23 protein-coding genes are annotated in these 23,517 nt (G+C 54.2%); 13 read left to right on the top strand and 10 right to left on the bottom strand.

The window, feature by feature from the left end:
* Nucleotides 1–15: 15 nt before the first annotated feature.
* Nucleotides 16–879 carry a hypothetical protein gene (locus tag AC6RNO_RS32185; RefSeq protein WP_497107913.1) on the top strand — a complete coding sequence of 288 codons (864 nt, stop codon included), beginning with the start codon at nt 16–18 and terminating at the stop codon, nt 877–879.
* A gap of 117 nt (nt 880–996) precedes the next feature.
* On the opposite strand, the gene AC6RNO_RS32180 is transcribed toward AC6RNO_RS32185, so the two are convergent.
* Both AC6RNO_RS32180 and AC6RNO_RS32175 read right to left on the bottom strand, forming a co-directional pair.
* Entirely contained in the window at nt 997–1,179 is a 183-nt protein-coding gene (locus tag AC6RNO_RS32180) for a small, acid-soluble spore protein, H family (RefSeq protein WP_497107912.1), read from the bottom strand.
* Between the two features lie 30 nt (nt 1,180–1,209).
* Nucleotides 1,210–1,395, bottom strand: coding sequence for a hypothetical protein (locus tag AC6RNO_RS32175; protein WP_474682249.1), 186 nt, complete (start codon nt 1,393–1,395; stop codon nt 1,210–1,212).
* 166 nt (nt 1,396–1,561) lie between these two features.
* Here AC6RNO_RS32175 and ku point away from each other — a divergent pair, with 166 nt between their 5' ends.
* The gene (gene ku, locus AC6RNO_RS32170; RefSeq protein ID WP_488434266.1) at nt 1,562–2,443 is read left to right on the top strand and encodes a non-homologous end joining protein Ku; all 882 of its coding nucleotides are present in this window, start codon (nt 1,562–1,564) and stop codon (nt 2,441–2,443) included.
* Here the strand turns inward: ku and AC6RNO_RS32165 are convergent.
* The gene (locus AC6RNO_RS32165) at nt 2,436–3,389 is read right to left on the bottom strand and encodes an ATP-dependent DNA ligase (protein WP_497107911.1); all 954 of its coding nucleotides are present in this window, start codon (nt 3,387–3,389) and stop codon (nt 2,436–2,438) included. The genes ku and AC6RNO_RS32165 overlap by 8 nt on opposite strands.
* 664 nt (nt 3,390–4,053) lie before the next feature.
* On the bottom strand, nt 4,054–4,653 hold the full coding sequence (locus AC6RNO_RS32160) for a nitroreductase family protein (protein WP_474682245.1): 600 nt from the start codon (nt 4,651–4,653) through the stop codon (nt 4,054–4,056).
* A 273-nt stretch (nt 4,654–4,926) separates the two neighbouring features.
* On the opposite strand from AC6RNO_RS32160, the gene ligD reads away from it, so the two are divergent.
* Nucleotides 4,927–5,811, top strand: coding sequence for a non-homologous end-joining DNA ligase (gene ligD, locus AC6RNO_RS32155; RefSeq protein WP_497107910.1), 885 nt, complete (start codon nt 4,927–4,929; stop codon nt 5,809–5,811).
* Nucleotides 5,812–5,850: 39 nt separating this feature from the next.
* Here the strand turns inward: ligD and cls are convergent, their stop codons facing one another.
* Nucleotides 5,851–7,281, bottom strand: coding sequence for a cardiolipin synthase (gene cls, locus AC6RNO_RS32150; protein ID WP_474682243.1), 1,431 nt, complete (start codon nt 7,279–7,281; stop codon nt 5,851–5,853).
* A gap of 219 nt (nt 7,282–7,500) precedes the next feature.
* On the opposite strand from cls, the gene AC6RNO_RS32145 reads away from it, so the two are divergent.
* The 8 genes from AC6RNO_RS32145 to AC6RNO_RS32110 all read left to right on the top strand — a co-directional run bounded on the left by AC6RNO_RS32145 (nt 7,501) and on the right by AC6RNO_RS32110 (nt 15,626).
* Nucleotides 7,501–9,171, top strand: a complete 1,671-nt coding sequence (locus AC6RNO_RS32145; RefSeq protein WP_474682242.1) for a spore germination protein — start codon at nt 7,501–7,503, stop codon at nt 9,169–9,171.
* A complete protein-coding gene (locus AC6RNO_RS32140) occupies nt 9,158–10,336 on the top strand; it encodes a Ger(x)C family spore germination protein (protein WP_474682241.1) in 1,179 nt (392 codons plus the stop codon). The genes AC6RNO_RS32145 and AC6RNO_RS32140 overlap by 14 nt, the downstream gene beginning before the upstream one ends.
* Nucleotides 10,333–10,563 carry a hypothetical protein gene (locus AC6RNO_RS32135; RefSeq protein WP_474682240.1) on the top strand — a complete coding sequence of 77 codons (231 nt, stop codon included), beginning with the start codon at nt 10,333–10,335 and terminating at the stop codon, nt 10,561–10,563. Before AC6RNO_RS32140 ends, AC6RNO_RS32135 begins: the two co-directional genes overlap by 4 nt.
* A 40-nt stretch (nt 10,564–10,603) precedes the next feature.
* Nucleotides 10,604–11,974 carry an endospore germination permease gene (locus tag AC6RNO_RS32130; protein WP_497107909.1) on the top strand — a complete coding sequence of 457 codons (1,371 nt, stop codon included), beginning with the start codon at nt 10,604–10,606 and terminating at the stop codon, nt 11,972–11,974.
* Nucleotides 11,975–12,478: 504 nt separating this feature from the next.
* Complete coding sequence (locus AC6RNO_RS32125) at nt 12,479–12,709, top strand: hypothetical protein (protein WP_497107908.1); 231 nt, start codon at nt 12,479–12,481, stop codon at nt 12,707–12,709.
* Nucleotides 12,710–13,292: 583 nt separating this feature from the next.
* A complete protein-coding gene (locus AC6RNO_RS32120; RefSeq protein WP_488434261.1) occupies nt 13,293–14,285 on the top strand; it encodes a peptidoglycan DD-metalloendopeptidase family protein in 993 nt (330 codons plus the stop codon).
* 1 nt (nt 14,286) lies between these two features.
* A complete protein-coding gene (locus AC6RNO_RS32115; RefSeq protein WP_497107907.1) occupies nt 14,287–14,742 on the top strand; it encodes a polymer-forming cytoskeletal protein in 456 nt (151 codons plus the stop codon).
* A gap of 131 nt (nt 14,743–14,873) precedes the next feature.
* Complete coding sequence (locus tag AC6RNO_RS32110; RefSeq protein ID WP_497107906.1) at nt 14,874–15,626, top strand: HAD family hydrolase; 753 nt, start codon at nt 14,874–14,876, stop codon at nt 15,624–15,626.
* Nucleotides 15,627–15,685: 59 nt separating this feature from the next.
* Here the strand turns inward: AC6RNO_RS32110 and AC6RNO_RS32105 are convergent, their stop codons facing one another.
* Together AC6RNO_RS32105 and AC6RNO_RS32100 are read right to left on the bottom strand one after the other, a co-directional pair.
* Nucleotides 15,686–16,633 carry a DUF2705 family protein gene (locus tag AC6RNO_RS32105; RefSeq protein WP_497107905.1) on the bottom strand — a complete coding sequence of 316 codons (948 nt, stop codon included), beginning with the start codon at nt 16,631–16,633 and terminating at the stop codon, nt 15,686–15,688.
* Nucleotides 16,617–17,555, bottom strand: coding sequence for an ATP-binding cassette domain-containing protein (locus AC6RNO_RS32100; RefSeq protein ID WP_497107904.1), 939 nt, complete (start codon nt 17,553–17,555; stop codon nt 16,617–16,619). The genes AC6RNO_RS32105 and AC6RNO_RS32100 overlap by 17 nt, the downstream gene beginning before the upstream one ends.
* A gap of 184 nt (nt 17,556–17,739) precedes the next feature.
* Between AC6RNO_RS32100 and AC6RNO_RS32095 the strand changes: the two genes are divergently transcribed.
* Both AC6RNO_RS32095 and AC6RNO_RS32090 read left to right on the top strand, forming a co-directional pair.
* Nucleotides 17,740–18,942, top strand: coding sequence for a histidine kinase (locus AC6RNO_RS32095; protein WP_497107903.1), 1,203 nt, complete (start codon nt 17,740–17,742; stop codon nt 18,940–18,942).
* 42 nt (nt 18,943–18,984) lie between these two features.
* Entirely contained in the window at nt 18,985–19,671 is a 687-nt protein-coding gene (locus AC6RNO_RS32090; protein WP_497107902.1) for a response regulator, read from the top strand.
* Nucleotides 19,672–19,746: 75 nt separating this feature from the next.
* On the opposite strand, the gene AC6RNO_RS32085 is transcribed toward AC6RNO_RS32090, so the two are convergent.
* The 3 genes from AC6RNO_RS32085 to AC6RNO_RS32075 form a co-directional block, all read right to left on the bottom strand.
* On the bottom strand, nt 19,747–20,211 hold the full coding sequence (locus AC6RNO_RS32085) for a hypothetical protein (RefSeq protein WP_497107901.1): 465 nt from the start codon (nt 20,209–20,211) through the stop codon (nt 19,747–19,749).
* 309 nt (nt 20,212–20,520) lie between these two features.
* A complete protein-coding gene (locus AC6RNO_RS32080; RefSeq protein ID WP_474682229.1) occupies nt 20,521–20,958 on the bottom strand; it encodes a PLAT/LH2 domain-containing protein in 438 nt (145 codons plus the stop codon).
* A 672-nt stretch (nt 20,959–21,630) separates the two neighbouring features.
* Nucleotides 21,631–23,115, bottom strand: coding sequence for a glutamate synthase subunit beta (locus tag AC6RNO_RS32075; protein WP_474682228.1), 1,485 nt, complete (start codon nt 23,113–23,115; stop codon nt 21,631–21,633).
* Between the last annotated feature and the right edge of the window lie 402 nt (nt 23,116–23,517).

Here is a 23,517-nt window from a genome sequence, read left to right as displayed (position 1 = left end):
GAGAGGAGAATAATCATGTCCCTATCCATCAATCCTTACAGTACCGGTTCTTCCTATTCGACGACGCAGTCGGACAGCTCGAATACGGTCACAGGCCGCCATCACTCCCATCATCCGACCTCCAAAAGTTCAGCGGACAAAGAGCAAGGAACAGCTTCCGATTCCGTACAACTGAGCCCGGAGATGATGGATTATTTATCGGGCTGCCAGAACCAGGCTCCAGTATCGACAGGCAACTACGGTTCCGATTCCAACGATACGGCGCTGACGGCGGAGCAAAAGAAAATGATGTTGACCGACATGCAAAAGAGGCTGAGCTCGCTCTCCGCTTCCCAGACAAGCGATTCGAGCGGTAATGGCGCTGACGGCGCGACTGATGCCATTGCAACGGTCAAAAGCGAGCTGTCCGGATTCGACGCCTCCAGTGCGACCGATTCCCAGGTATCGGATCTGTTCGACGAAGTGATGCAAACGCTGAAAAGCTCCCGCCCTTCATTCAATGGCGATAACGCTCAACCGCCCGCAGGCGGACCCGGACTGCCGCCGATGATGAAAGCGATGGGCGGGATTACGCCTCCTTTTGCCTGGGGCTTGAACGGCTCTCAGGAAGATTCCGAACAAAGCAATGACGCCGCTAATACGCTTACGACGGAACAAAAGAAATCGATTTTGGCCAACATCCAAAACAAGCTGAGCTCGCTTGACTCCATCGAATCAGGCTCAGGCGAGTCGGCCAATAGTGCCGGCACCGGCAGCGCGGCCAAAACGATCTATACGATCAAAAATGCGCTGTCAGGCTTCGATTCGTCGACAGCAACCGATCAAAGCGTATCGGATTTGTTCGACGAAGTCACACAAGCGATGGAACAATTTGCTTAAAGCAACCGGATTCGCCGGATAGCCCACACTACATATGACGAGCAGCGCAAAAAGCCCATCCGGAGCAAGGGATGCTATTCCCTGTCCGGCTTGGGCTTTTGCCGTGTGCGTTTCTCTTTAGAACACTTCCTCCAGCTCCTCGACGGATACGACGCGCGAGTCGGCCGGATTATGCTCCGCATGTACTTTAGCCGAGTTTTTGGCGGAATCGACACTATCGATCCAGACGAGGACTCCGCTCAGCTCGACCGTAATTTTGCGGCCTTCAGCCAATATTTCCCGGGCACGGTTCACATTCATGACAGCTGCACTCCTTTTCCAAGCGATAGTCTAGGGCTCATCCACAACAGATTCCGGATGATCCATCGTATCTGTCGTGGATTCTTCGATCAGACCGTTATGCACCGTTACATTGCCGCCGCCCAACCCTTCGTTGATCATGCGGTCGATGTCCATGAAATAATCTTTTTGCCCCTGGTGGTCCAAATCTTTCTCTGCCTGCGGATTTTCAGCCATCCGACTATTCCTCCTCTATTTGTGTCCATGCTTCCACTTTTAAGTTGCCCCCACAGCGCAAAATCATGCCCGCCGCTCGCCGCTGTCTATCGTATAAAGCCTCTCATCCTGGAGAATACTGTATAAGAACAATTGATAGAATCAACCTTTTTTGGAGGGAGTCGGCATGCATACCGTTTGGAAAGGCGCGATCAGCTTCGGTCTGGTCCATGTGCCTGTGAAAATGTTTTCGGCGACGGAGGATAAAGACATCTCCATGCGTTATATTCACAAAGCTTGCATTACCCCGCTGGCTTATGTGCGTAAATGCCATACTTGCGAGAGGGAAGTAGAGTGGGAAGAAATTACGCGGGGCTACGAGTATGAACCGGGGCGGTTTGTACTTTTTGAAAAAGAAGAGCTTGAATTGATTTCCGGCGAGGCGAACAAGGAAATTAAAATACTGGATTTTGTCAATTTAACGGACATCGATCCGGTATATTTTCAAAAAACGTATTATTTGGCCCCTGGCGAGACCGGAGCGGGAGCCTACAATCTGCTGCTGGAATCGATGAAGCAGTCGGGCAAAATCGGCATCGCCAAAGTGTCGATCCGCTCCAAAAGCTCGCTTGCCGCGATCCGCGTCATCGATAACTGCATTGCTATGGAGACGATCTTTTACCCGGACGAGATTCGCCCGATCAACCAAGTCCCCAATTTGCCCGAGCGGATTACGGTGAACGACCGCGAGCTGGAAATGGCAAAAATGCTGATCAACCAGCTCTCCACCCCGTTCGAGCCGGAAAAGTATAAGGACGAATACCGCAGCAGGCTGATGGAGGCCATTGAGCATAAAGTGGCCGGCGAGGAAGTGCAGGCCGCGCCGGAGCTGCAAAGAACGAGCGTGATCGATTTGATGGCCGCGCTTCAGGCCAGTCTGGATGCGGTGAAGCCGCTGGATGCGGAAAAGCTTTTGGCGCCTGAATCCGAGGCCACAGGGAAAGAGAAGGACGCCGCCAAACCGAAGCCGCGGACCCGGAAGGCGAAGTCGAAGGAAAGCATTACCTGAACATGAACACACATTCGTACGGCGGAACGTCTACAAAAGCCTGGATCGAAGGCTGGCGCAGCGTTCTTCCTTCTTGGTAGCGCCATTCGGTGTATTGGATTTTGACCGCTTTTTGCGGCTTTACCCAAAAGGCCCCTCTCATATCCGGATGGCTGTTGAAAAAAGGCTTCTGCATAATCACCGTCGGTTCCAGCTCTTTCGTAAGCCGGACCCACTCGCTTCTGGCTATTTTGCCTGTGCCTACGTGACCGATGTAGTACAGCCGCTGCTTGTCATCGTATACGCCGACCAAAACGGCGTTCACGACGCCGCCGTTCAGCGTATAGCCCCCGATGACGGCAATGATGTCACCGTAATTTTTCACCTTGATCCAGCGTTGGTCTTTGCCGTCGGCGGCGTAGACGCTGTTTTTGTTTTTGCTGACGATTCCCTCCATCCCCTGCGACTTCATAAGCTGAAAAAGCTGGCTGCCGTCGGGAAAGGACGGCACTTTTTGCACGGATTCGTTCCCGTCGACAATCCGGTCAAGCAGCTCCAGGCGCTCGGTCAGCGGCCGGCTCGTCACCCATTCGCCGTTATAGTAGAGCACGTCGAATACCATATATGTGATCGGCACTGCCCGGCGTGCCGCTTCGAGCTTATCCGCCCGGCGAATGCCGTCCCGGCGCATCACTTCATGAAAGGATGGCTTGCCTGAAGCGTCCAGCGCGATAATCTCGCCATCCAGAATGACCGATTCGGCCGCGCAGTAAGCGGCGACGTCCGTCAGCTCCGGATAGTTCAGCGTCCGCTCGTTCCGTTTGCGATTGAACAGCCGGCAGCCGCTGCCGTCGTAATAGACGAGCATCCGGACGCCGTCCCACTTCACTTGATGAATCCACTCAGGGCCTTCCGGAGCGGACGCCCCCGATACAGGCTCGAAAGGAATGACCGGTTGAAATTCCATAGTACCTCCGCCATTTGACTCCTGTCATTTTCCATTAGACTCCGCCAAACCGCCCGCTTCTATACGTCCTGCACTACTGCAAATGTATGGATAGCCTGTGCAAAACCTGTTCGCCGGCATACCGCCGGGAGCGTGCGCCTGCAAAAGTCAGGCTGTTGTTGAGCAGCCCGATGGTGCCTTTGGCGCAGCCATGTGGCCGACCGGCCGCCGTCATGCGGCGCAACACCGCGCACTGGGAGCTGCCGCGAGTGCGCATTCATGAAGCGGGCAGGCAGCAGCCCGAAAACCTGCAAAAGTGCAGGTTTTTTCTGCAAATGCGGTTCATTTTGAGGAAAAACCTGCGATAGTGCAGGAATTCCTGATAAAAATGGGCCTAAACTCGTGAACATGCAAAAAAGCCTGCACTTTTGCAGGAATATTTCGCAACAGCCTCACCGACGAGGAAAAAACTGCACTTTTGCAGGTTTTCTTCGCGTGCTGCTGATATTCTCACGTGTTGCAGGTCTTCTTCGCACTTTGCAGACATTCTCACGCGTTGCAGCTATTCTTCGCGTTGCCGGACAACTGTGCTGCCGGCTCTAGTGCACTCGTTTTTCACCTTGCCGGCAGAAAGCTTCCAAAAAACAAAAAGACTGCCCGTAGGCAGCCTTTTGTATAGGGAAAATTATTGAATGAATTTTACTCTTTCTTCGAGCGGTTGGAACTGTTTTTCGCCTGATGTCACGGTTGGCTTGCCGAAAGGCATCTGCGCGATCAAGTTCCATTCGTTTGGAATGTTCCATGTTTGTTTAACTTCCGCGTCGATCAGCGGGTTGTAGTGCTGCAGGGATGCGCCCAGACCTTCCGCTTCCAAGGCCGTCCAAACGACGAATTGCAGCATGCCGGAGGAATGGCCGGACCAGATCGGGAAGTTGTCCGCGTATGTGGCGAATTGCTTTTGCAAGCCTTCGATAACCGTTTGATCCTCGAAGAACAGAACCGTGCCGTAGCCGCCGGCAAAGCTGTTCACTCTTTCTTCGGTCGAAGCGAAATTTTCGGCTGGAACGATTTTTCTAAGCGTTTCTTTCGTAATGTTCCACAATTTATCGGATTGTTCGCCGAACAGAACGACTACCCGGGCACTTTGAGAATTAAATGAGGATGGCGTATGTTTCACAGCTTCCAATACGATTTCCTGAATTTTCTCGCGCGATACGATCTCTTCTTTGCCCAAGCCATAAACCGAACGTCTTTCTTTTACAGCAGTGAAAAATGGTGTGCTCATTAGCCTTACTCCTCCGATTTCTATTAAGAAATGTGCATCTACAGTCAGTTAGCGGCCCGCAAATCCGTGCGCGCACTGCACCACACCGCCGGCTTTTTCCAGGCTTGTTCAATATAATTACGATTTCATATAAACTATCCTTTTGGATGTCGCTAACTAATTGTAATACACTTTTATTATTATAGATTCGAACCTTTTTGTCAACTTGTTTTTGAGAACATCCGATATTGGAAATACTAGAGCGTATCATTCCCCCCGAAAGGAGCCGCCGCAATGGCAGTTACAACGAAAGGTATTTTGCTTGTAGAAGGCCACGAGTTGACGATAACGAACCCCGGCAAACCTTTGTGGCCCGAGGCAGGAATTACGAAAGCCGATTATTTGGTCAAGCTGACCGAGCTCGCTCCGTTCCTGCTGCGGTACTGCCGCAACCGGCATCTGACGACCATCCGCTTTCCCCATGGATACAACGACAAGTCGTTTTACCAAAAAAATGCGCCCGAACCGGTGCCAAGCTTTGTCAAGCTGGCCCCGCTGGACGGCATCAATTACGTGAACCTCGACTCGGTCCCGACCTTGATCTGGCTCGGCAATCTCGCTTGCCTGGAATTTCATCCGTCCTTCCACCGCGTCGGCGAGACGCTTCCCGCAGAGTGGGTCATCGATATCGACCCGAGCCTGACGGAGGAGCCGCGGATTATGGAGGCCGCTCTGATCATCGGGGAAATACTCGATTCCCTGCGCATCCAGTCCATAGCCAAAACGTCGGGGGCCACCGGCGTACAGATCTATATTCCGATTCGCCCGGGCTATACGTTTGAGCAATTGCGGCGGATCGGCCATTTTGTCGGAGCTTATGCGGTAAAAAAACACCCCCGTCTCTTCACCATCGAACGGTTCAAGAAGAACAGGGGCGACCTTATTTACATCGATTATTTGCAGCACTGGTACGGAAAAACGCTGTCCGCTCCCTACACGCCGCGCGCCACGAAGCACGCTTCGGTCTCTACGCCGCTTTTATGGAAAGAGGTCCAACTGCGCCCAAAGCCCGGCGAGTTCAATCTGCATACCGTTACGGGCAGGCTGCGGCAGATGGGAGACCTGATCGAGCAGGTCCCGCCGCAAAATCTGGATGCCGTTCTCGAACGGCTGCAATAGCAACACTGCGGCATAAACAGCATCAACGGCATGCCGGCTTCAAAACAGCGGCGACAGCATCCGCGCCAAAACTTCCTTGCCCTTTTCCAACCGGGACCGCTTCTCGAACTCAGCGAGCTTCAGCTCCTCGCTTGCTTTCAGATCCTGCATAAAATCATCCTCCAGCCGTTCGATCACCTCCCGGTCAAACATGACCGCATTTTGTTCGAAATTGCTGAAAAAGCTGCGCAAATCCATGTTGGCCGTGCCCACCGTAGCCATGATCCGGTCGATAAGCATCACTTTGGCGTGAATGAACCCTTTGCGGTACAAATAAAAGCGGACTCCGGCCTGCATCAGCTCGCGCAAATACGACCTTGACGCGTATTGAACCAGCCGGGAATCGGCTTTGAACGGCAAAATGATTCGGACATCGACGCCGCTGACGACGGCTGTTTTGAGCGCCATGGCGATGCTCGGGTCGGGTATGAAATACGGCGTCGTCATGTAAACCCGTCTTTTCGCGGCGACGATCCCGGCAAAAAACATTTCCTGAATGGAATCCCAATGCGCGTCGGGCCCGCTTGAGATGATCTGCACCAAAGAGGACGGCGGCTGCTCGTGTTCGGGAAACAGGGTATCCTCGGCCGGCCGCTTGCCGCTAACGAACAGCCAGTCGGTCAGGAACGTCTGCTGCAAGCAGTATACCGAATCCCCCAGCAGCTTCAGATGCGTGTCGCGCCAAAAGCCGAGACTGGAATCTTTACCCAAATATTCGTCCCCAATATTAATCCCGCCCAAAAAGCCCGTCAAACCGTCGACGACGACAATTTTACGATGATTCCGGTAATTAAGCCGTTTGTCAAAAAAAGCGATCAGCGGCGGCAGGAACGGGTGCACCTCCGCTCCCGCCTGTTTCAGCTTGTTTATGTACTCGCCCGCCAGCTTGTAGCTGCCGATACCGTCATAAATAATCCTTACTTTGACCCCCTCCCGCGCCTTGCGGATCAGCACCTCCTGAAACTTCGTTCCGATCCGGTCGTGCCTGATCGTGTAGAACTCGAAGTGGATATGCTTCTCCGCTTTTTCAAGCGCCTCAAGCATGGAATCGTAGGTAGCGTCCGCGTTCGTCAGCACGACCACCCGGTTGTTGCGCGTAATCGGCGAGCCGGGGATGTTATGGAGCAGGCTGCAAAGCCGCGGTTCCTTGAACAGCTCGCACAGCGAGGCATCGGCCTGGCCGCCTGCCGGGGATACCTGACTCAGCAATTGATGCTGAAGTTCATCGATTTTGCGCGGACCTTTCCGGCGGACCATTTTGCGCTGCGTATATTCTTTGGCTAGAAAATAGTACATGACAAATCCGATGATGGGAAAAATAAACAGAACCAGCAGCCACGCCACCGTCTTCGAAGGCCTTCGATATTCGCCGATCAGGATGGTCGCCGCCTGGAATATGAAGAGCAGCAGCACCATAACGAGCCAAAACACGGCGTCATCTCCTTTGTCTCTCAAAATCCGGCTGAAACACTGCACGCTATGCTGTCGTGTTAGCTTATACCAACGGCTGATCGGCTATTCCAGTTTACGGATTTTGTGCCAGGAATCTGCCGGACGGAGGTGCCGGCTTCCAAAAATCGTAATAAAATCCTGCGATTCGAGAACAATATATGTGGATTCGTTCCAGCCTGCAACGGGAGGTATACCAACATGTCGGACAGATCCAAAGGGTTGATGAACCGCCTGCTGCGAAACCGCGTGCACGGCAAGCCGGACGATGCGCCGCATGATTTGGCGGAATCGTTGGACTACCAATTTATCGAAGATCTGAAAAAGACGAAGCTGTCACTTTTGCTGGAAGATAATCACGACTTCATTAAAGAGATTTTTCGGGATTGCTCGGATATCGTGGTGCGGGAGTTCGAGATTCATCCGAACGTTCCCGCGCTGCTGCTGTTCGTAGACGGGCTGGTCAACACGCAGCTGCTCAACGATACGATGAGGTCGCTGATGCTGTTTGGCGGCGGCGAGACGTCGATCGAGCGGATCGTCAACGTGACGCTGCCGGTCTCGCAAACCCAGGTCTCCGACAATTACGGAGACCTTCTCGTCTCGACGCTGAGCGGTGATACCGCTCTGCTGGTGGAAGGCAACGCGAAGGCGGCTTTGCTCGGCATTCGCGGCATGGAGAAGCGTTCGGTCAACGAGCCCGATACGGAAACCGTCGTTCGCGGACCGAAAGAAGGCTTCGTTGAAAGTCTGCGCACGAATACATCGATGATCCGCCGCAAGCTGAAGACGCCGAGGCTGAAGATGAAATCGATGACCATCGGCAAGGAAAGCAATACGAGCATCGTCGTCTCTTATATTGACGATCTGGCTACGCCGTCGCTTGTCGAGGAAGTCGTCAAGCGGTTGGAACAGATCCATATCGATTCCGTCATTGAATCGGGCATGATCGAGGAATTGATTCAGGACGATACGTACTCGCCGTTCCCGCAGATCCAGAACACCGAGCGGCCGGATGTCGTGACGACGGCGCTGCTGCAGGGCAGAGTAGCGATTTTGATCGACGGAACGCCGTTTGTGCTGCTCGTCCCCTTTGTTTTCGTGCAAATTTTGCAGGCCAGCGAGGACTACTATGAGCGCTTCCAGATCGGGACATTGCTCCGCTGGCTCAGGTATGTGTTTTTATTTCTGTCGTTGACGACGCCGGCATTGTATGTGGCGATCACAACGTATCATCAGGAACTGCTGCCGACGACATTAATGCTGAGCGTAGCGGCATCCCGCGAAGCCATTCCTTTTCCGGCGGTCGTCGAAGCTTTCATTATGGAAATCACGTTCGAAGCGCTGCGGGAAGCGGGCATCCGGTTGCCCAAAGCCGTCGGCTCCGCGGTCAGCATCCTGGGGGCGCTCGTTGTCGGACAAGCGTCCGTTCAAGCCGGCATCGTTTCGGCGCCGATGGTTATCGTCGTATCCATTACGGGCATCGCTTCCTTTACCATTCCCCGCTTCAACGGGGCGATCGCCATCCGGATGATGCGCTTTCCGATATTGATAGCAGGCGCCTTGTTCGGCTTTTACGGCATTTTTTTCTGCCTGATGCTTCTGGTCGGACATTTGGCCAATCTCCGCTCCTTCGGGGCGCCGTATTTGTCCCCGCTCGGGCCTCTATCGACCGGCGACCTCCAAGATGTGCTCATCCGCGCCCCATGGTGGAAAATGCAAAAACGTCCGGAATTCATGCCCATCCAGGATACGAATCGTTTGGACGGCGGTTTGAGCGAACAGATTCAACAGGACGGAGGCGTGGACGGAAGCAACATTCGGCATGAACATAGAGCGAACAGGGAGGACAAGCAAAATGGCAAATCGTAAACTGCCGCTCACGCTGGTTGCGACCTTCGCCTTAACCGCGCCTTTGCTGACAGGCTGTTGGGACCGCATCGAGACGAACGACGTTGCTTTTGTTTTAAGCTCTTCGGTCGATTTGGAGGAGGACGGGAGGTTTCGGGTAGCTTACCAGCTTCCGCTTCCCGGCTCCATGGGCGGAGCAAGCGGCGGCGGCGGCGGTACATCCGGAGCCAAAAGCTACTACATCGATTCGGAAGTGGGCAAGACCTTTCGGGAAGCTACCAGCAAGCTGCAGATGCGCATGTCCCGCAAGCTGTTCCTGGCGCACCGGCGGACGATCATCATCGGCGAAGCTTTGGCCAAACAAGGCATAGCCCTCATGTTCGACGTAGTCCCGCGGTCCACGGACAGCCGGATGACCAGCTTTCTCGTCATCGCCAAAGGCAAGGGCTACGAATTGCTCAATACAACGCCCAAATTCGAGCGTTTTCCGGCGGAAGCGATCCGCGAGCTCGCCAAATCGTCGCTCGCCATCCCTACCTCGACGAAAGACATCGGCCTCGCGCTCGCCTTCCACGGCGATCCGTTCATCTCTTACTTCGAAGAAAAGGACAGCGAAGGCACGAATCATAAGTCCAAAGAGGTGCAATTGGCCGGATACGCTCAGTTCAAAGGGGAGAAAATGGTAGGCGTATATAAAGACCGCGAGGCGCAAGGCCTCATGTGGCTGAGAAACAAGGTAAAAGAACATACGCTTACTTTTCCCGTAGAGGATGACAAATACATGAGCATATTGGTATCAAAAGGACGCACTGAAATTGTGCCGGTGATCAATGGAGACGAAGTAACGTTCGACTTGACGTTGGAAGCGATCGGCACCGTACGCGAGGATCGCTCCGAACAAGATTTAAACAATGCGGACAACGATCACAGAATCGAACGAAAGTTCGCCGATCAGGTGAAGAAGTGCGTTCAGGCAACCATCAAGCAGATGCAAAAGGAAGGAACGGATTCGGCGCAGCTCGGCTTGATCGTATGGCGCAGCCATCCGAAGGTATGGAAAGAACGTTTGGCGGAAAATTGGGAGGAAACTTTCAAGAAAGCCCGGTTCAACATTAAAGTCGAAGCTTCCGTTACGGAAACGGGACTCATCAATCAAAATGCGGTGAAGGATGGGATGAATCCATGAACCTCATATTTATGCTCGCTTTTCTTTTCATCGTAGCGCTCAGCGTTGCGATGGATTGGAAAATCCTCAAGAAAGAGAAAAATAGCGTGAAAACGTTATATGCGCTACAGTTCGCCGGAATCGCCGTACTTTTCACATTCAAATATTTGCATATGCCCGTTTTTACACCGACCCGTTTCTTCATTCTTACGGTCGCCCCTTGGTTCAGCAGCTTGATTGGCATGTAATGCACGGAACTTAACACGGAAAGGGGTGAACAACATTTCCATGGACAGCAAACAAATCATTAATCAGCGGCAGGTCGCCTGGCTCTCCTCTTCCCTGCTCACAAGCTGGGGCGTCCTGAGTCTGCAAAATGTGCTCATTCGGGTAGGCGAGATGGATGCATGGTTCAGCTACTTACTGCCGGCTGCGTATGTGTTTCTTGTAGCCGCCTTTTTCGGTTATTTGACCAAACATTTTCCGAACATGCATATTTTTGAAATTTCGATGCTGCTGCTGGGAAGATGGGGAGGAACGGCCGTCAACCTGCTCATTTTGCTCCATTTTTGGCTGGCTGTCGTCCGCGACATTTCTTACATGTCCAGATTCAGCGCCACTTTATTGCTCCATAATACGCCATTGGAAATATTGGTCTTGCTCGCTTGTCTGATTCTCATTTATTACGGCAAAAGCAGCATGGAAGTCATCGTTCGCGTCAATGATCTGTTCTATCCTTTATTCGTCATCACTGTTGTCCTGATGCCGATCTTTTTGTCGAACGAATTGTCCCTTAAACTTGTGCTGCCGGCTTTGACCGTTCCGTTCCAGGCGATCGGCTCGACCAACATACTGGCTCTCGGGGGCGCAGGAGATATTTTCGTTTTAGGGGCCTTTTTGCACGGGCTTTACAACGCCGATCATATCCGTTCTGCGATACGCCATGGCACCGTGCTTGGCATCGTGATTCTGACTCTTGTCATTTTTACGATTCTGATTGTGCTCGGGCCGAAAATGCCCGGCAAATTTCTGTATCCGACGCATAATCTGATCCAGATGATTCATGTGACGGATTTCCTGGACCGGGTTGACATCGCTATCCTGAGCGTCTGGTTTCCGACGATCGTCTGCAAGACGTTGGCCATCTATACCGCCTTGCTGCTGGGGATCAGCAGCTTGTTGAAAGAGCGCAATTATCCGATCTTCAACAAGCAGGCGGCTTTGCTCATATGCCTCACTACCATCGTCTCGTTCCGAAGCACGACGGAGATGCTCTCTTTTGCCAATTTCAGCTTCCCGGTCATCGTGCTCGCTTATCAGCCTTTGGTTATGGCTATCCTGTTTGCCGCCTCCAAACTTCGCCGCAGGCAGACTGAGTGCGAACATTCGCAGCAGGCCCCCGGAGCCGACTCTTCAATGGAGCCCGAGACCAAGACTGCTGCATGGAGCCAGCGGTTCTCGTATACCGGGTGGATTTGGACGGGCAATGCGCTTATACTGCTGTGCGCAGTTTGCATCGGGGTCGGCCTTATGTTCGGCAAAACCTCCCCACGCGTCGCAATTTTCTGCGCAGTCGGCTACGCCATCTGCCTGACGCTTGCCGCCGTCACCACCTATATGGAAGTAAGCCAATTGAAGCAGTCGAAATCCAATACGTAGCTTGGCCGACGCCACCTGCGGTTGGCACGCAGCGCATAGCAGGCCCGTCGGCCGGCAAAGACGGCGGGCGGCGGGCTCGCGCGATTGGCAGGCATGCAGCGCACAGCAGGGCCGTCGGCCGAACGGCGGAGACGGCTTCAGCCGCATGGGGGAAGCCGCCTCCGCTGCGCTTAGCCGACAAAGACGGCGCGTGTGGCGGTCCGCCAGCGAAAACCGCGGAGACGGCGGGCGGCGGGCTCGCGCGATTGGCAGGCATGCAGTGCACAGCAGGGCCGTCGGCCGAACGGCGGAGACGGTGGCAGCAGCCGGCTCCGCTGCGCTTGGCCGGCAAAGACGGCGCGTGTGGTGGTCCGCCGGCGAAGCCGGCGGGTGGCGGGCTCGCGGGGGCGGGTGGCGGCAAGCGCGTGAGGGTGGTCCGCGGCAAAGATCGCGGGGTTCGGGGACGGCAAAACCCTGCGAAAGGGGCTGGCGGCCGAAAAACCTGCGAAAGTGCAGGCTTTTTCGATGCTAACGGCCCGTTTCTGGGAAATACCTGCAATTGTGCAGGAATTTCCGCTCAAAACGGGCCCAGCCCTGCGCAAGAGCGAGAATTCCTGCAGATTTGCAGGAATATTTCGCGGCAAGCGCATTAAGCCGCAAAAAGATGCACTTTTGCAGGTTTTCTGTGCCGCGCATGTGCCAATGATGCGCCGGATCTGGCCGGCGAGCAAAAACAGCTCGCCCTCGGGGGCGTAGCCGGCAAGCCTGCGAAGCCAGCTGACGGCGATGCTCCCCTGGCTGGAGGCAAAGACCGCAAGCCGGTTGACGACAAGCGCAGGCCTGCGAAGCCAACTGACGGCTACGCTCCCCTGGGTGGCTGGCGGCGAGCCCCACGAAAAGGGCCAACAGCCGAAAAACCTGCGAAAGTGCAGGCTTTTTCGATGCTAACGGCCCGTTTTGGGAAAATACCTGCAATTGTGCAGGAATTTCCGCTTAAAACGGGCCCAGCCCTGCGCACGAGCGAGAATTCCTGCAGATTTGCAGGAATATTTCGCGGCAAGCGTATTAAGCCGCAAAAAGATGCACTTTTGCAGGTTTTCTATGCCGCGCATGTGCCAATGATGCGCCGTCTCTTGCCGGCCAGCTCGCCCCTCGAGGCCAGCACAGCTGCAGTTATTTGCAGGCGCTGCACGGCCACCAGGAGTCTGTACGAAGACGCAGCGCGAGTGGCATATATGCAGCCGCGATTCATTGGGCACCAGAAGTCGACGCCTAGTGCCTGCCTTTCGGCGGACAATGAAAGCCGCCAAAAACTATGCAAGGAGAATGCAAAACCGTTATGAAATTAAAATGGAAGCAGGAAAACTTGACGCTGGTCATTATTCCCGAAGCCAACCGATCCGTCGTCAGGTTCCGAATTGCCAATATATATGCTTGTTTGGCCGCCGCAGGCAGTTTCATGCTGCTGACAGCCGCGCTGCTCGTCTACGCGCTCTATCTGCACGCAAACCAGCACGCAGGCGTGTTACAATCGCAGCTGCACGGCGAACGGCAGCAGCTCAACGCCGCTCTGGCCGCCAAAAATCAAGCTATCGACCAATTGCAAAACGAGGTCATCCGGCTCTCCCGCCAGACCGAGCAAATGAAAGCCGAAGTGGCGCGGATACAAAAGCTGGAGCGGGATCTGCTGACGCTCGCGCCGCCCGGGGCGGGTTCCGGCGCCCCGGCCGGGCTCGGCCTCGCGGCAAGCAAACCCGATATTTCCGTCTTCGGCACCGGCGGGTTGTACAACCCGGTGTCTCAGGCGGAAATATTGGAGCTCGGCGAACGGACGGCCGCCTCGCTGGCCGCGCTCCACGCCGATGCGAACAAGCTCCGGGCAAGCTTGACCGGAGCCCAGCACCGGCTGCGGCTCAGCCGTGCCGTCCCTTCGCTGTGGCCGACGGCTTCACAGCTTGTCACTTCCGATTTTGGCTATCGGAAGGACCCTTTTACCGCGCAGCCGAGCTTTCATTCCGGCATCGATATCGGCGCCAAAGCTGACGAGCCCGTGTTCGCCGCGGCTTACGGCAAAGTCGTCAGCACCGGCAGCGACCGGTTCCGCGGGAACAACATCGTGCTGGAGCATGGCGGAGGCTTGCGCACCTGCTACATGCATCTGAACAAAATTTTCGTCAACCCGGAAGATACCGTGGAAGAAGGAGCCGTCATCGGGCTCGTCGGTTCCACCGGACGCAGTACCGGACCCCATCTGCATTACGAAGTGACCAAAAACGGCAAAAGCACGAATCCGAGGCCTTATTTGAAAACGATACGAAAGGACGCGCCCTGACATGTTCAAAAGCAAAAAGCAAGCCCCGAATCCGAATACGACCGATACGCTCATCGGAGAAGGCACCTCTTTCGAAGGATGCATCCGTTCGGAGGCAAGCATCCGCATCGAAGGCCGGATCACAGGCGACATCCGGTGCGCAGGCGACGTCATCATCGGCGAACGCGGCAGTCTGAAGTCCGATATTACGGCCCGGGACGTCATTGTGGCCGGCAGCGTGCACGGCAACGTTGCGACAAACGGCAAGCTGATCATCACTTCGACCGGCTCCCTTTTGGGCAACATCAACACCTCTTCCATCACGATTGAGGAAGGCGGAGTGTTCCAGGGTACGAGCGTCATGGAAAAAAAGCTGCCGTCCCCAGCGGCCCAGAGCGGCAGCGCCGCCAGCCCGGAGAGCCTCCCGGCACCGACCGGAGAAAACGAATCCATGGACGGAGTTACCGTCGCCATTTAAAATTCCCCCCGCATCCGACCGTGTGAGAGTTGTTTTGCCATAGCTGGCCGCATTCTCTATTGGGCTGTTTGCCATAGCCATGTTATAATGGTAGTTATTCCTTATTTCTGGCTGATGCAGGAGACATGCCGATGAAAGAACAGACGATTCTATTTGATCTTGACGACACGCTCATTCACTGCAACAAATATTTTGACTATGTCATCGACCAGTTCGTCGATCTGATGCTGACCTGGTTTTCCGGCAGGCAGCTGCAGCCGCAGCACATCAAGCAAAAGCAGTTGGAGATCGACCTGGCGGGCGTCCAAATCCACGGCTTCATGCCTGACCGCTTTCCCAAATCGTTCGTAGAGACGTATCAATGGTTCTCCGAAACGTACAACCGCCCGGCAAGCCCGCGCGAGGAAGCAATGCTGATGGATCTTGGACATACCGTATACGAATACACGGTCGAGCCTTATCCGCAAATGAATGAAACGCTGGAAACTCTGCAAAATGGCGGACACAAGCTGTTTCTGTATACAGGCGGAGACGCGTCGATCCAGATGAAAAAAGTGCGCGATTCGGGGCTGAACGCCTACTTCGACGACCGGATTTTTGTGACTGTGCATAAAACGAAAGAGTTCATGCAGACGCTTTTGCAGGAGCAGCGCTTTGACCGGCGGCATACCTGGATGATCGGCAACTCGGTCCGAACCGACGTGCTGCCCGCGCTTCACGCAGGCATCCATTCGATCCATATCCCAGCCCATCAGGATTGGGAATACAATACCGGAACGATCGATGTTGCGCCGCAGGGCGCTTTCTACCAGCTTTCCTCCCTGCAGGAAGTGCCGGGTGCGATTCGCGATTATGTAAGGAAGTATCCGGAGGGAATCGAATAAGCTTAGATTGACGCAAAAAAACTGCGCATCCCGCCTGGGAGAAGCGCAGTTTTCATTTGTTACGCCGCTACGTCCCTTCTGCGGAATATTTCCCAGGAGAGCGCGATAAAAAGCAGATAGTAGAAAAGCAGCACAGTAATGGAAAAGCCCATCGTCATTCCATTCACAGGCGGTTGACCGTCCAAATACTGCGTCAGATCCGTGTTGGCAAACAAAAAGTATTTGCCCCAGCTGTAGCGCAGCAGCAGCGTTGTCACGATTTGTCCGGCCGTCATGATGAAGATGCTTAAGCCGATCGCAAGCGAGGAACTGCGGAATACCGTGGAGATCATGAACGAAAGAGTGACCACCATGATCAGTTCAACGAGCTTCAGACCGTATACGGACAATATGTGCCCCAGCATGCCGCTCTCATGGACGACACCGTCGGCGCCGGCCGTCAAGTAAGGCATCCCCAGATTGTGGACGCCGAAGAGAAGCCCGTTTATGATCAGCGCGCTGACGAACAAAACGACAAGCAAAAAGGCTGCGAACAGCAAGGTAGCCGCGTATTTGGACAGCAATATTTTCGAGCGGCTCGCAGGGCGAATCAGCAGCAGCTTGATCGTCCCCCACGTAAATTCGCCCGCCACCATGTCTCCGGCAATGATGACGGTAAACAACGTGACTATGCTTACCAGCCCGGCCGCCGTTTGCACGCCGCCCCACATCGTCGTCCCGATAGGCGGGATATCGTGATCCAGAGCATACTGGCTCAGCGCGATTTCTTTCCGCAATTCGTCCTTGAGGCGCGTCGGCATGCCGGGATTCACCATATCTTTTTTCTGTTGTTCGATCAAAAGCTGTGTGTTGGTCCGCCACTCCGATTGCTTCGCTTGCACGCCGTCATGAGCGAAAGCCGCCGCGAAGCCGACGAAAACGATCAGCAGCAAACAGAGAATCCACGTCCGCAGCCTGCGGTAAATTTTCATATTCTCGTTCTGCACCAAGTTAAGCAATCTGATCACTTCCCGTCATTTCCAAAAATTGATCTTCCAGCGATTTCGCCGCGGTCCGAATCCCGTAGACTTGAAGGCCAGCCGTTACGAAGCGCTTGTTCCACTCCGCTATCCGGGCTTTTTCCAGCACCATGACGAGCGAGGCGCCCCGCACCTCGAAGCCCGTTTCCGGCGATATTTGGGCAATCAGCGCAGCCGCCTTATCCAAAGGCTCGACCTCGAAAGCGACCTGCATCGCTTCGCCGGTCTGCACGAACTCCCCGATCGGCCTGACGTCGACGAGCTTGCCGTTTTGGATAATCGCTACGCGGTCGCACATCAGCTCCATCTCGGCGAGCAGGTGGCTGGATACGATGACGGAGATCCCTTCCTCGCGGGTCAGTTTGCGCAAATGATCGCGCAGCTCGCGGATTCCGGCCGGGTCCAGTCCGTTCGTCGGCTCATCCAGAATGAGCACGGACGGCTTATGCAGCAGTGCCTGCGCAATTCCCAGACGCTGGCGCATGCCGAGCGAATAGGTTTTGACTTTATCATGAATCCGGTTCTCCATCCCGACGAGCGTAATGACTTCCTGAATTCGATCTTCCTTAATGCCGGGAATCATTCTGGCGTAATGGATGAGATTTTGGTAGCCGCTTAAAAATTTATACATTTCCGGGTTTTCCACAATAGCGCCGACATGGCGGATCGCCTCCTCGAAATGCGTGCGGATCGACCGGCCGCCGATAAGGATATCGCCCTCCGTGATCGACATGAGCCCTACGATCATGCGGATCGTCGTTGTTTTGCCCGCGCCGTTAGGCCCCAAAAAGCCGAACACTTCTCCCCGCGGCACGTCAAAGCTGAGCTGGTCGATGATCGTCTTGGAACCGATTTTTTTGGAAACGCGTCTGATTTGCACAATGGGTGCATCGGGATTTGCCGTTTTCATTAAATCCTCTCCTTTTTCAATTAAATCCATCTTAGCAAATGGTCTTTTCACGTTCCTAGTGGCGATCGTCATGCCGGAGTCACATGCAAAGTCATATGACAGCCATGACTGGGCTCACTATGGAAACCGGTTTTTTTTATGTACAATAAACATAAGGTCAACAACGCTGCAAAGGAGCTTGGGCATGGTCCAAAGAAGACAGTGGCATGGCGCGGAATGGTCTCTTTTTATTATATTGATAGGTACGACCGTTATTAGCCTGCTCTATATTCTGCTGCATTTAAACGAGTTCCAGCATGCTTCCGTATCGATTACTATCGTCGGCATCCTGATTAGCTATTTGCTGCCGCTGCTGTTTTGGCGGCCTAATTATATCAACCCCACTTTATACCCGATTGCCGTGCTTTTGACGAATGCGCCTATGCAAATCTATCTATCTTGGGCAGAGAAAGAAGCCTACTCTCTTATTAATTGCCCATTAATGATCATCGGATTCCTCACCGACCGAAAAAATGCATGGTGGATCGCGCCCATTTTTCTGCTGATCGTGCCTTTCTCTTATTTTTTCTTCCTGGAAAGCCGCAATCTATTAGCAGATGTGCTCGGCCAGATGATGAATGCGGCGCTCGCTTTTGCCATCGGAATCTCTCTGCAGCGGGTCGTCACTTCCAATGAAAAAACAGTGCGCCTGCTGGCCGAAAACCAGCATCAATACATGCTGATCCATGAGCAAAACAAGGCGCTGGAGCAATACGCCAACCAAATTGAACACCTTACGCTTCTGGAGGAACGCAATCGCATGGCGCGGGAACTGCACGACACCGTTGGCCATACGTTTACGTCCGTCATCATGGGGATGGATGCCGTCGCTTATTTGATTGAAGCATCGCCGGAAAAAGCCAAGGAAAAGCTGGACGTGCTGCGCAACGTTACCAGAAGCGGTCTGGAAGAAGTCCGCCGCAGCATTCATCAGATGGTGCCTGACGGCGGCGACATGCTGCTTTCTTACCAGCTTACCCACTTGACAGGCGAGTTCTCGCTGCATACCGGAACCCAGATCCGGTTCATGATGGACGGAGACGAATATGAACTTGCCAAGCAGACGCAGCTTTCGCTCATCCGCTGCCTGCAGGAATCGCTAACCAATGCCAAACGGCACGGCAGGGCTACGGCCATTGAAGTAAAGCTCGCTTACTGCCGCGACCAGGTGGCGCTCACCATTGAAGATAACGGTGTCGGCGCGGAACAATTGAAAGCCGGCTTCGGGATCAGCGCGATGCAGGAGCGCATCGCCGCCCTTCAGGGCACACTTCAGGTCCGCTCCGTACCCGATCAGGGAACGGTAGTTTCCTGTAAGATCCCTGCCAGGCGGCAGCCTGCTTTTTAGTTGTGCATGCCAGTGGTACAATATGTTCAGGAGGGTAAACCGATGAACTCAAGCCCATTAAAGCTGCTCTTGGTCGACGATCAGGATTTAATTAGAGAAAGCCTCCATATCGTGCTGGATATGGACCCGGACATTACCGTAGTCGGACTTGCCGAGAACGGCTGCGCCGCCATAAAGCTGTGCGAAGAGCAGCAGCCGGATATCGTGCTGATGGATATTCACATGCCTGTCATGGACGGGGTCGAAGCCACGCGGCAAATTAAAACAAAATGGCCCGGCACCCGCGTTATTATCCTGACCACGTTTCAGGAAATCAACTATGTGATGGATGCGCTGGGCGCGGGCGCGGAAGGGTATCTGCTCAAGGCGATACATCCGAAAGATTTGGCCGCCGGCATCAAATGGGTGCACCAAGGCGGCACGCTGATCCCGCAGGACATCGCCAAAATGCTCGTCAAGCAAGCGCGGGGAGCTCAAACGTTCGAAGAACGCGATTTCGACGCCAAGGAAGTCGAGGAAACCGTCCGCACCGACGCGTACGGATTGAGCGACCGCGAAGTCCAGGTGCTGCACTGCATCGCCGACGGCCTGAGCAACAAGGAGATCGCCGAGAAACTGTACCTTTCCGAAGGTACGGTGAAAAACTATATCTCCAGCATCTACTCCAAAATGGACGTGCGCGACCGCATACAAGCGTCCAAAAAAGCTCACGACGAAGGCCTGCTGTAACACAAACAAAAAGCCAATTTCAACGATGGAAGGAACCTTTGCAGGGCGTCCGTCATGAAAATGGCTTTTTTGCTTTTATTCAAACAATCTTCCGAACAAAGATTTTTTTCTTTTTCGGGTTTTCCCGTACGTTTGCACGCGGGAAAATGCAGGCGGCTGTTCGCCGGCCGCCGGATTGGCCGCTTCAGCAGCCTCAATGTCCGCCGCGGACACTTCCGCTCCGGCATATTCCGCCGCAAGCTGCGGCAGTTGGGACTGCTGCGGCTGCTCGATGCCTGCAACCGCCTGCTGCTGCCGTAAATAATGCTCAAGCTGGTATTTGAAATGCCTCAGCAGCTGCTCCTGCTCCTTTTGCTGCAGTTGGAATTGCCCCTGCATCTGGATTTGCAGCAGTTCAATCTGCTTGGCAAGCAGCAGCACCGCCTCATGCAAGGAATGGAGCCCGCGGCCGTTCTGATGCTCGTCAGCCTGCATGGAATTGCCGCTGTTAGAAAGCAGTGCGCTTAGTTCCGCCTGCGTAACGAAATCTTCCTTCTTCACGCGCTCACCCCATGGTTCCGCTCGATTCGGGCGGCTCGTGCCTGAGCCCCTGGGCCGCCTGTTCCTTCTATTTTACATGATTAGCCGAAAATGTTCACGCTTTGTTTCCCCTTAACCCAGAGGGCCGGCCCCACATGAAAAAAACCGGGCAGAAAATTCTGCACGGCTGCTGCGAGACGACAAAATGGAATGCCAAGCGCCGACTGCCATCGGGCCTGACCCGGAGCGGCCGCCGCCACGCAGCGCCCGCAGTACGCCTCAAATTCGCGATCGTTCGCTATCTACTAGCTACTTACTACTAACTATTATCTACTGTTTGTTTAAAGTAACGCTTTGTGAATAAAGATTAGTCCAGCTATCGTTCGTATTGTAGTAATACCAAATATTCGTGCCGTCGTTCACCATGACATAATCCACAAGCCATTCGGCCTTATTTCCCGTCATGTTGTTCCATAACGTAACCGATTTGACAATGCCTACGTCGCTGAAAGAAAATGTGTACGTGTCCGTCGAATTTCGTTCAAAATCGTCATAGTACGGTTTATCCATTTTAACCATCGGAGAGTTCCCGAGACTGCCGTTGAGACCTATATAAATGTCGGCGTCCGTTCCGGCGTCGGCCACGTTTGCAGTATGGACGGTGATATTGTAATTTTTATCAGCAGCAAAAGCCGGCACCGCCAACGAAACCGTCAGCACAGGAACCGCCAAAAATGAAAACAGAGTCCGAATTGCATTGCGATTCATTCAATAAATACGTCCTTTCAATGGTTAAAATTGGTATATTTATTAAATATATTATTAATTATACTATAAAAGCTAGCGATTATGTGGGGATTCCATAATTTAACTACGACCCCGACGCCCGATGCGGGCGGCAAATGGGATATGGACGTGCTAAAAAGGCCGCCCCATACGATCAAAACAACCGTAAGGACAGCCTGTTCGAATACATACGCCCGGACTGTTCCGAGGTGGCAAGCCTTGGCACCGGGACTTGCTCCGGAAGCGGCAAGCCTGGGCAACCGGACTTGCCCCAAGGCAAGCCGAGTGGTACGCCGCCATGTGCAGGCGCCGAAACGCGCGCCGGGATTCGTGCGCGTTAGGAAAAGGCACCGGTAATCAACCTCCTGTGCCTCATTATAGCGGCTCTTTTGGCATGGCAGCCGGGAAAACCTGCGAAAGTGCAGGCTTTTTCCGTAAATGCGGTCCATTTGGAGGAAAAGCCTGCGATTGTGCAGGAATTTTCGATGAAAATGGGCCTAAGCCCATGTTCACGCTTAAAAGCCTGCACATTTGCAGGAATTTTTCGTTGTGAGCGTCTCATCGAGCAAAAAACTGTACTTTTGCAGGCTTTTTCCGCACGGAAGCCGGCGATGCCGCCTACAACAAAGGATGCTTTGCATTTTGCTTGTAGAATTATGGCAGATTTGACGCTCCCATCAGGTAGCGGTCCACTTCGCGGGCGGCGGCGCGGCCTTCGTTGATCGCCCAGACGACGAGGCTTTGCCCGCGGCGCATGTCGCCTGCGGCGAAGATGCCTTGGGCGTTCGTGGCGAATTTGCCGTACTCGGCTTTCGCGTTGGATCGCTCGTCTCTATCGATGCCGAGCTGCTCCAGAATCGTATTCTCCGGGCCGGTGAAGCCCATGGCGATAAGCGCCAGTTGGGCCGGGTACACTTTTTCGCTGCCTGGAACTTCTACCGGCACGAACTGGCCTTTCTCGTTCTTTTGCCACTCGATCAGCACCGTGTGCAGCTCCTTCAGGTTGCCATTCTCATCGCCGACGAATTTCTTCGTGTTGATGAGATATCGGCGCGGGTCCTCGCCCTGAACGGCGGCGGCCTCCTGTTGGCCGTAGTCCACCTTCAGCACTTTCGGCCACTCCGGCCAAGGATTGTTCGCCGCCCGCGTCTCCGGCGCTTTGGGCATGATTTCGAACTGCGTGACGCTTTTGCACTTGTGGCGCAATGAAGTGCCCACACAGTCCGTTCCGGTATCGCCGCCGCCGATCACGATGACATCTTTGCCCTCGGCCGTGATGAATGCGCCGTCGGCGTGCTCGGAATCGAGCAAGCTTTTTGTATTTTTGCCCAGAAATTCCATCGCCAAATGAATGCCGCCCAGCTCGCGGCCTTCGATCGGCAGATCGCGTCCTTTGGTCGCGCCGCCGCACAGCACAATCGCGTCGAATTCCTCCTGCAGCTTTTCTACCGGGTAGTTCACGCCGACATGAGCGCCGGTAATAAACGTAACGCCCTCCGCTTCCAGCAAATCGACGCGGCGCTGCACGTATTTTTTATCCAGCTTCATGTTCGGAATTCCGTACATGAGCAGCCCGCCTATGCGATCGGCCCGTTCGAACACCGTTACCCAATGGCCGGCTTTATTGAGCTGCGCCGCGGCCGCCAGACCGGACGGACCTGACCCGACGACGGCCACTTTTTTGCCTGTGCGGACTTCGGGCGGTTCGGCCGTAATCCAGCCCTCGGCGAAGCCTTTGTCGACGATCGCTTTTTCGATGCTTTTGATCGTAACGGGCGTATCTTTCAGCCCAACCGTACATGAGCCCTCGCATGGAGCGGGGCAGACGCGCCCCGTAAATTCAGGGAAATTGTTCGTCTTGTGCAGGCGGTCCAGCGCTTCCCTCCATTGCCCGCGGTAGACCAGATCGTTCCACTCAGGAATCAGGTTGTTGACCGGACAACCGGCGGCCATTCCGCTGATCAGCTTGCCCGTATGGCAAAAAGGAATGCCGCAGTCCATGCACCTGGCGCCTTGCGTCTGCAGCTTTTCCTCGGTAAGGGGAACCGCAAACTCGTTCCAGTGGCCGATACGCTCCAGCGGGGCGGCTTCGGACGCTACTTCACGGCTATATTCCATAAACCCAGTTGGTTTGCCCATTGTGTTTCCTCCTAAGAGCTTTCCGTTAGGAAAGCTGGCTTCGTAAGCATCTGCTGAACTTCCCGCAGGAAAACTGTCTTCGTAAGCATCTGCTGAGTTTTCCGCAGGAAAACTATCTTCGTGAGCATCTGCTGAGTTTTCCGCAGGAAAACTATCTTCGTAAGCATCTGCTGAGTTTTCCGCAGGAAAACTATCTTCGTGAGCATCTGCTGAGTTTTCCGCAGGAAAGCCGGCTTTATGACCTTTCGCTGAGCTTTCCGCAGGAAGGCCGGCTGCGTAAAAGAATGGCGCCGGCCGCGTTCGTTAACGCCGAAAACCTGCGGAATTTCGCGGACAAACTCCTGGGAGTCTGTCCGAAGAACTCAGCAGAAGGTATATATCTGCAAAATGATAGTAATCATG

Source organism: Paenibacillus sp. sgz302190 (genome assembly GCF_059820445.1).
The sequence above is the reverse complement of the archived record's forward strand: the minus strand, read 5'-3'. Positions and strand labels throughout refer to the sequence as shown.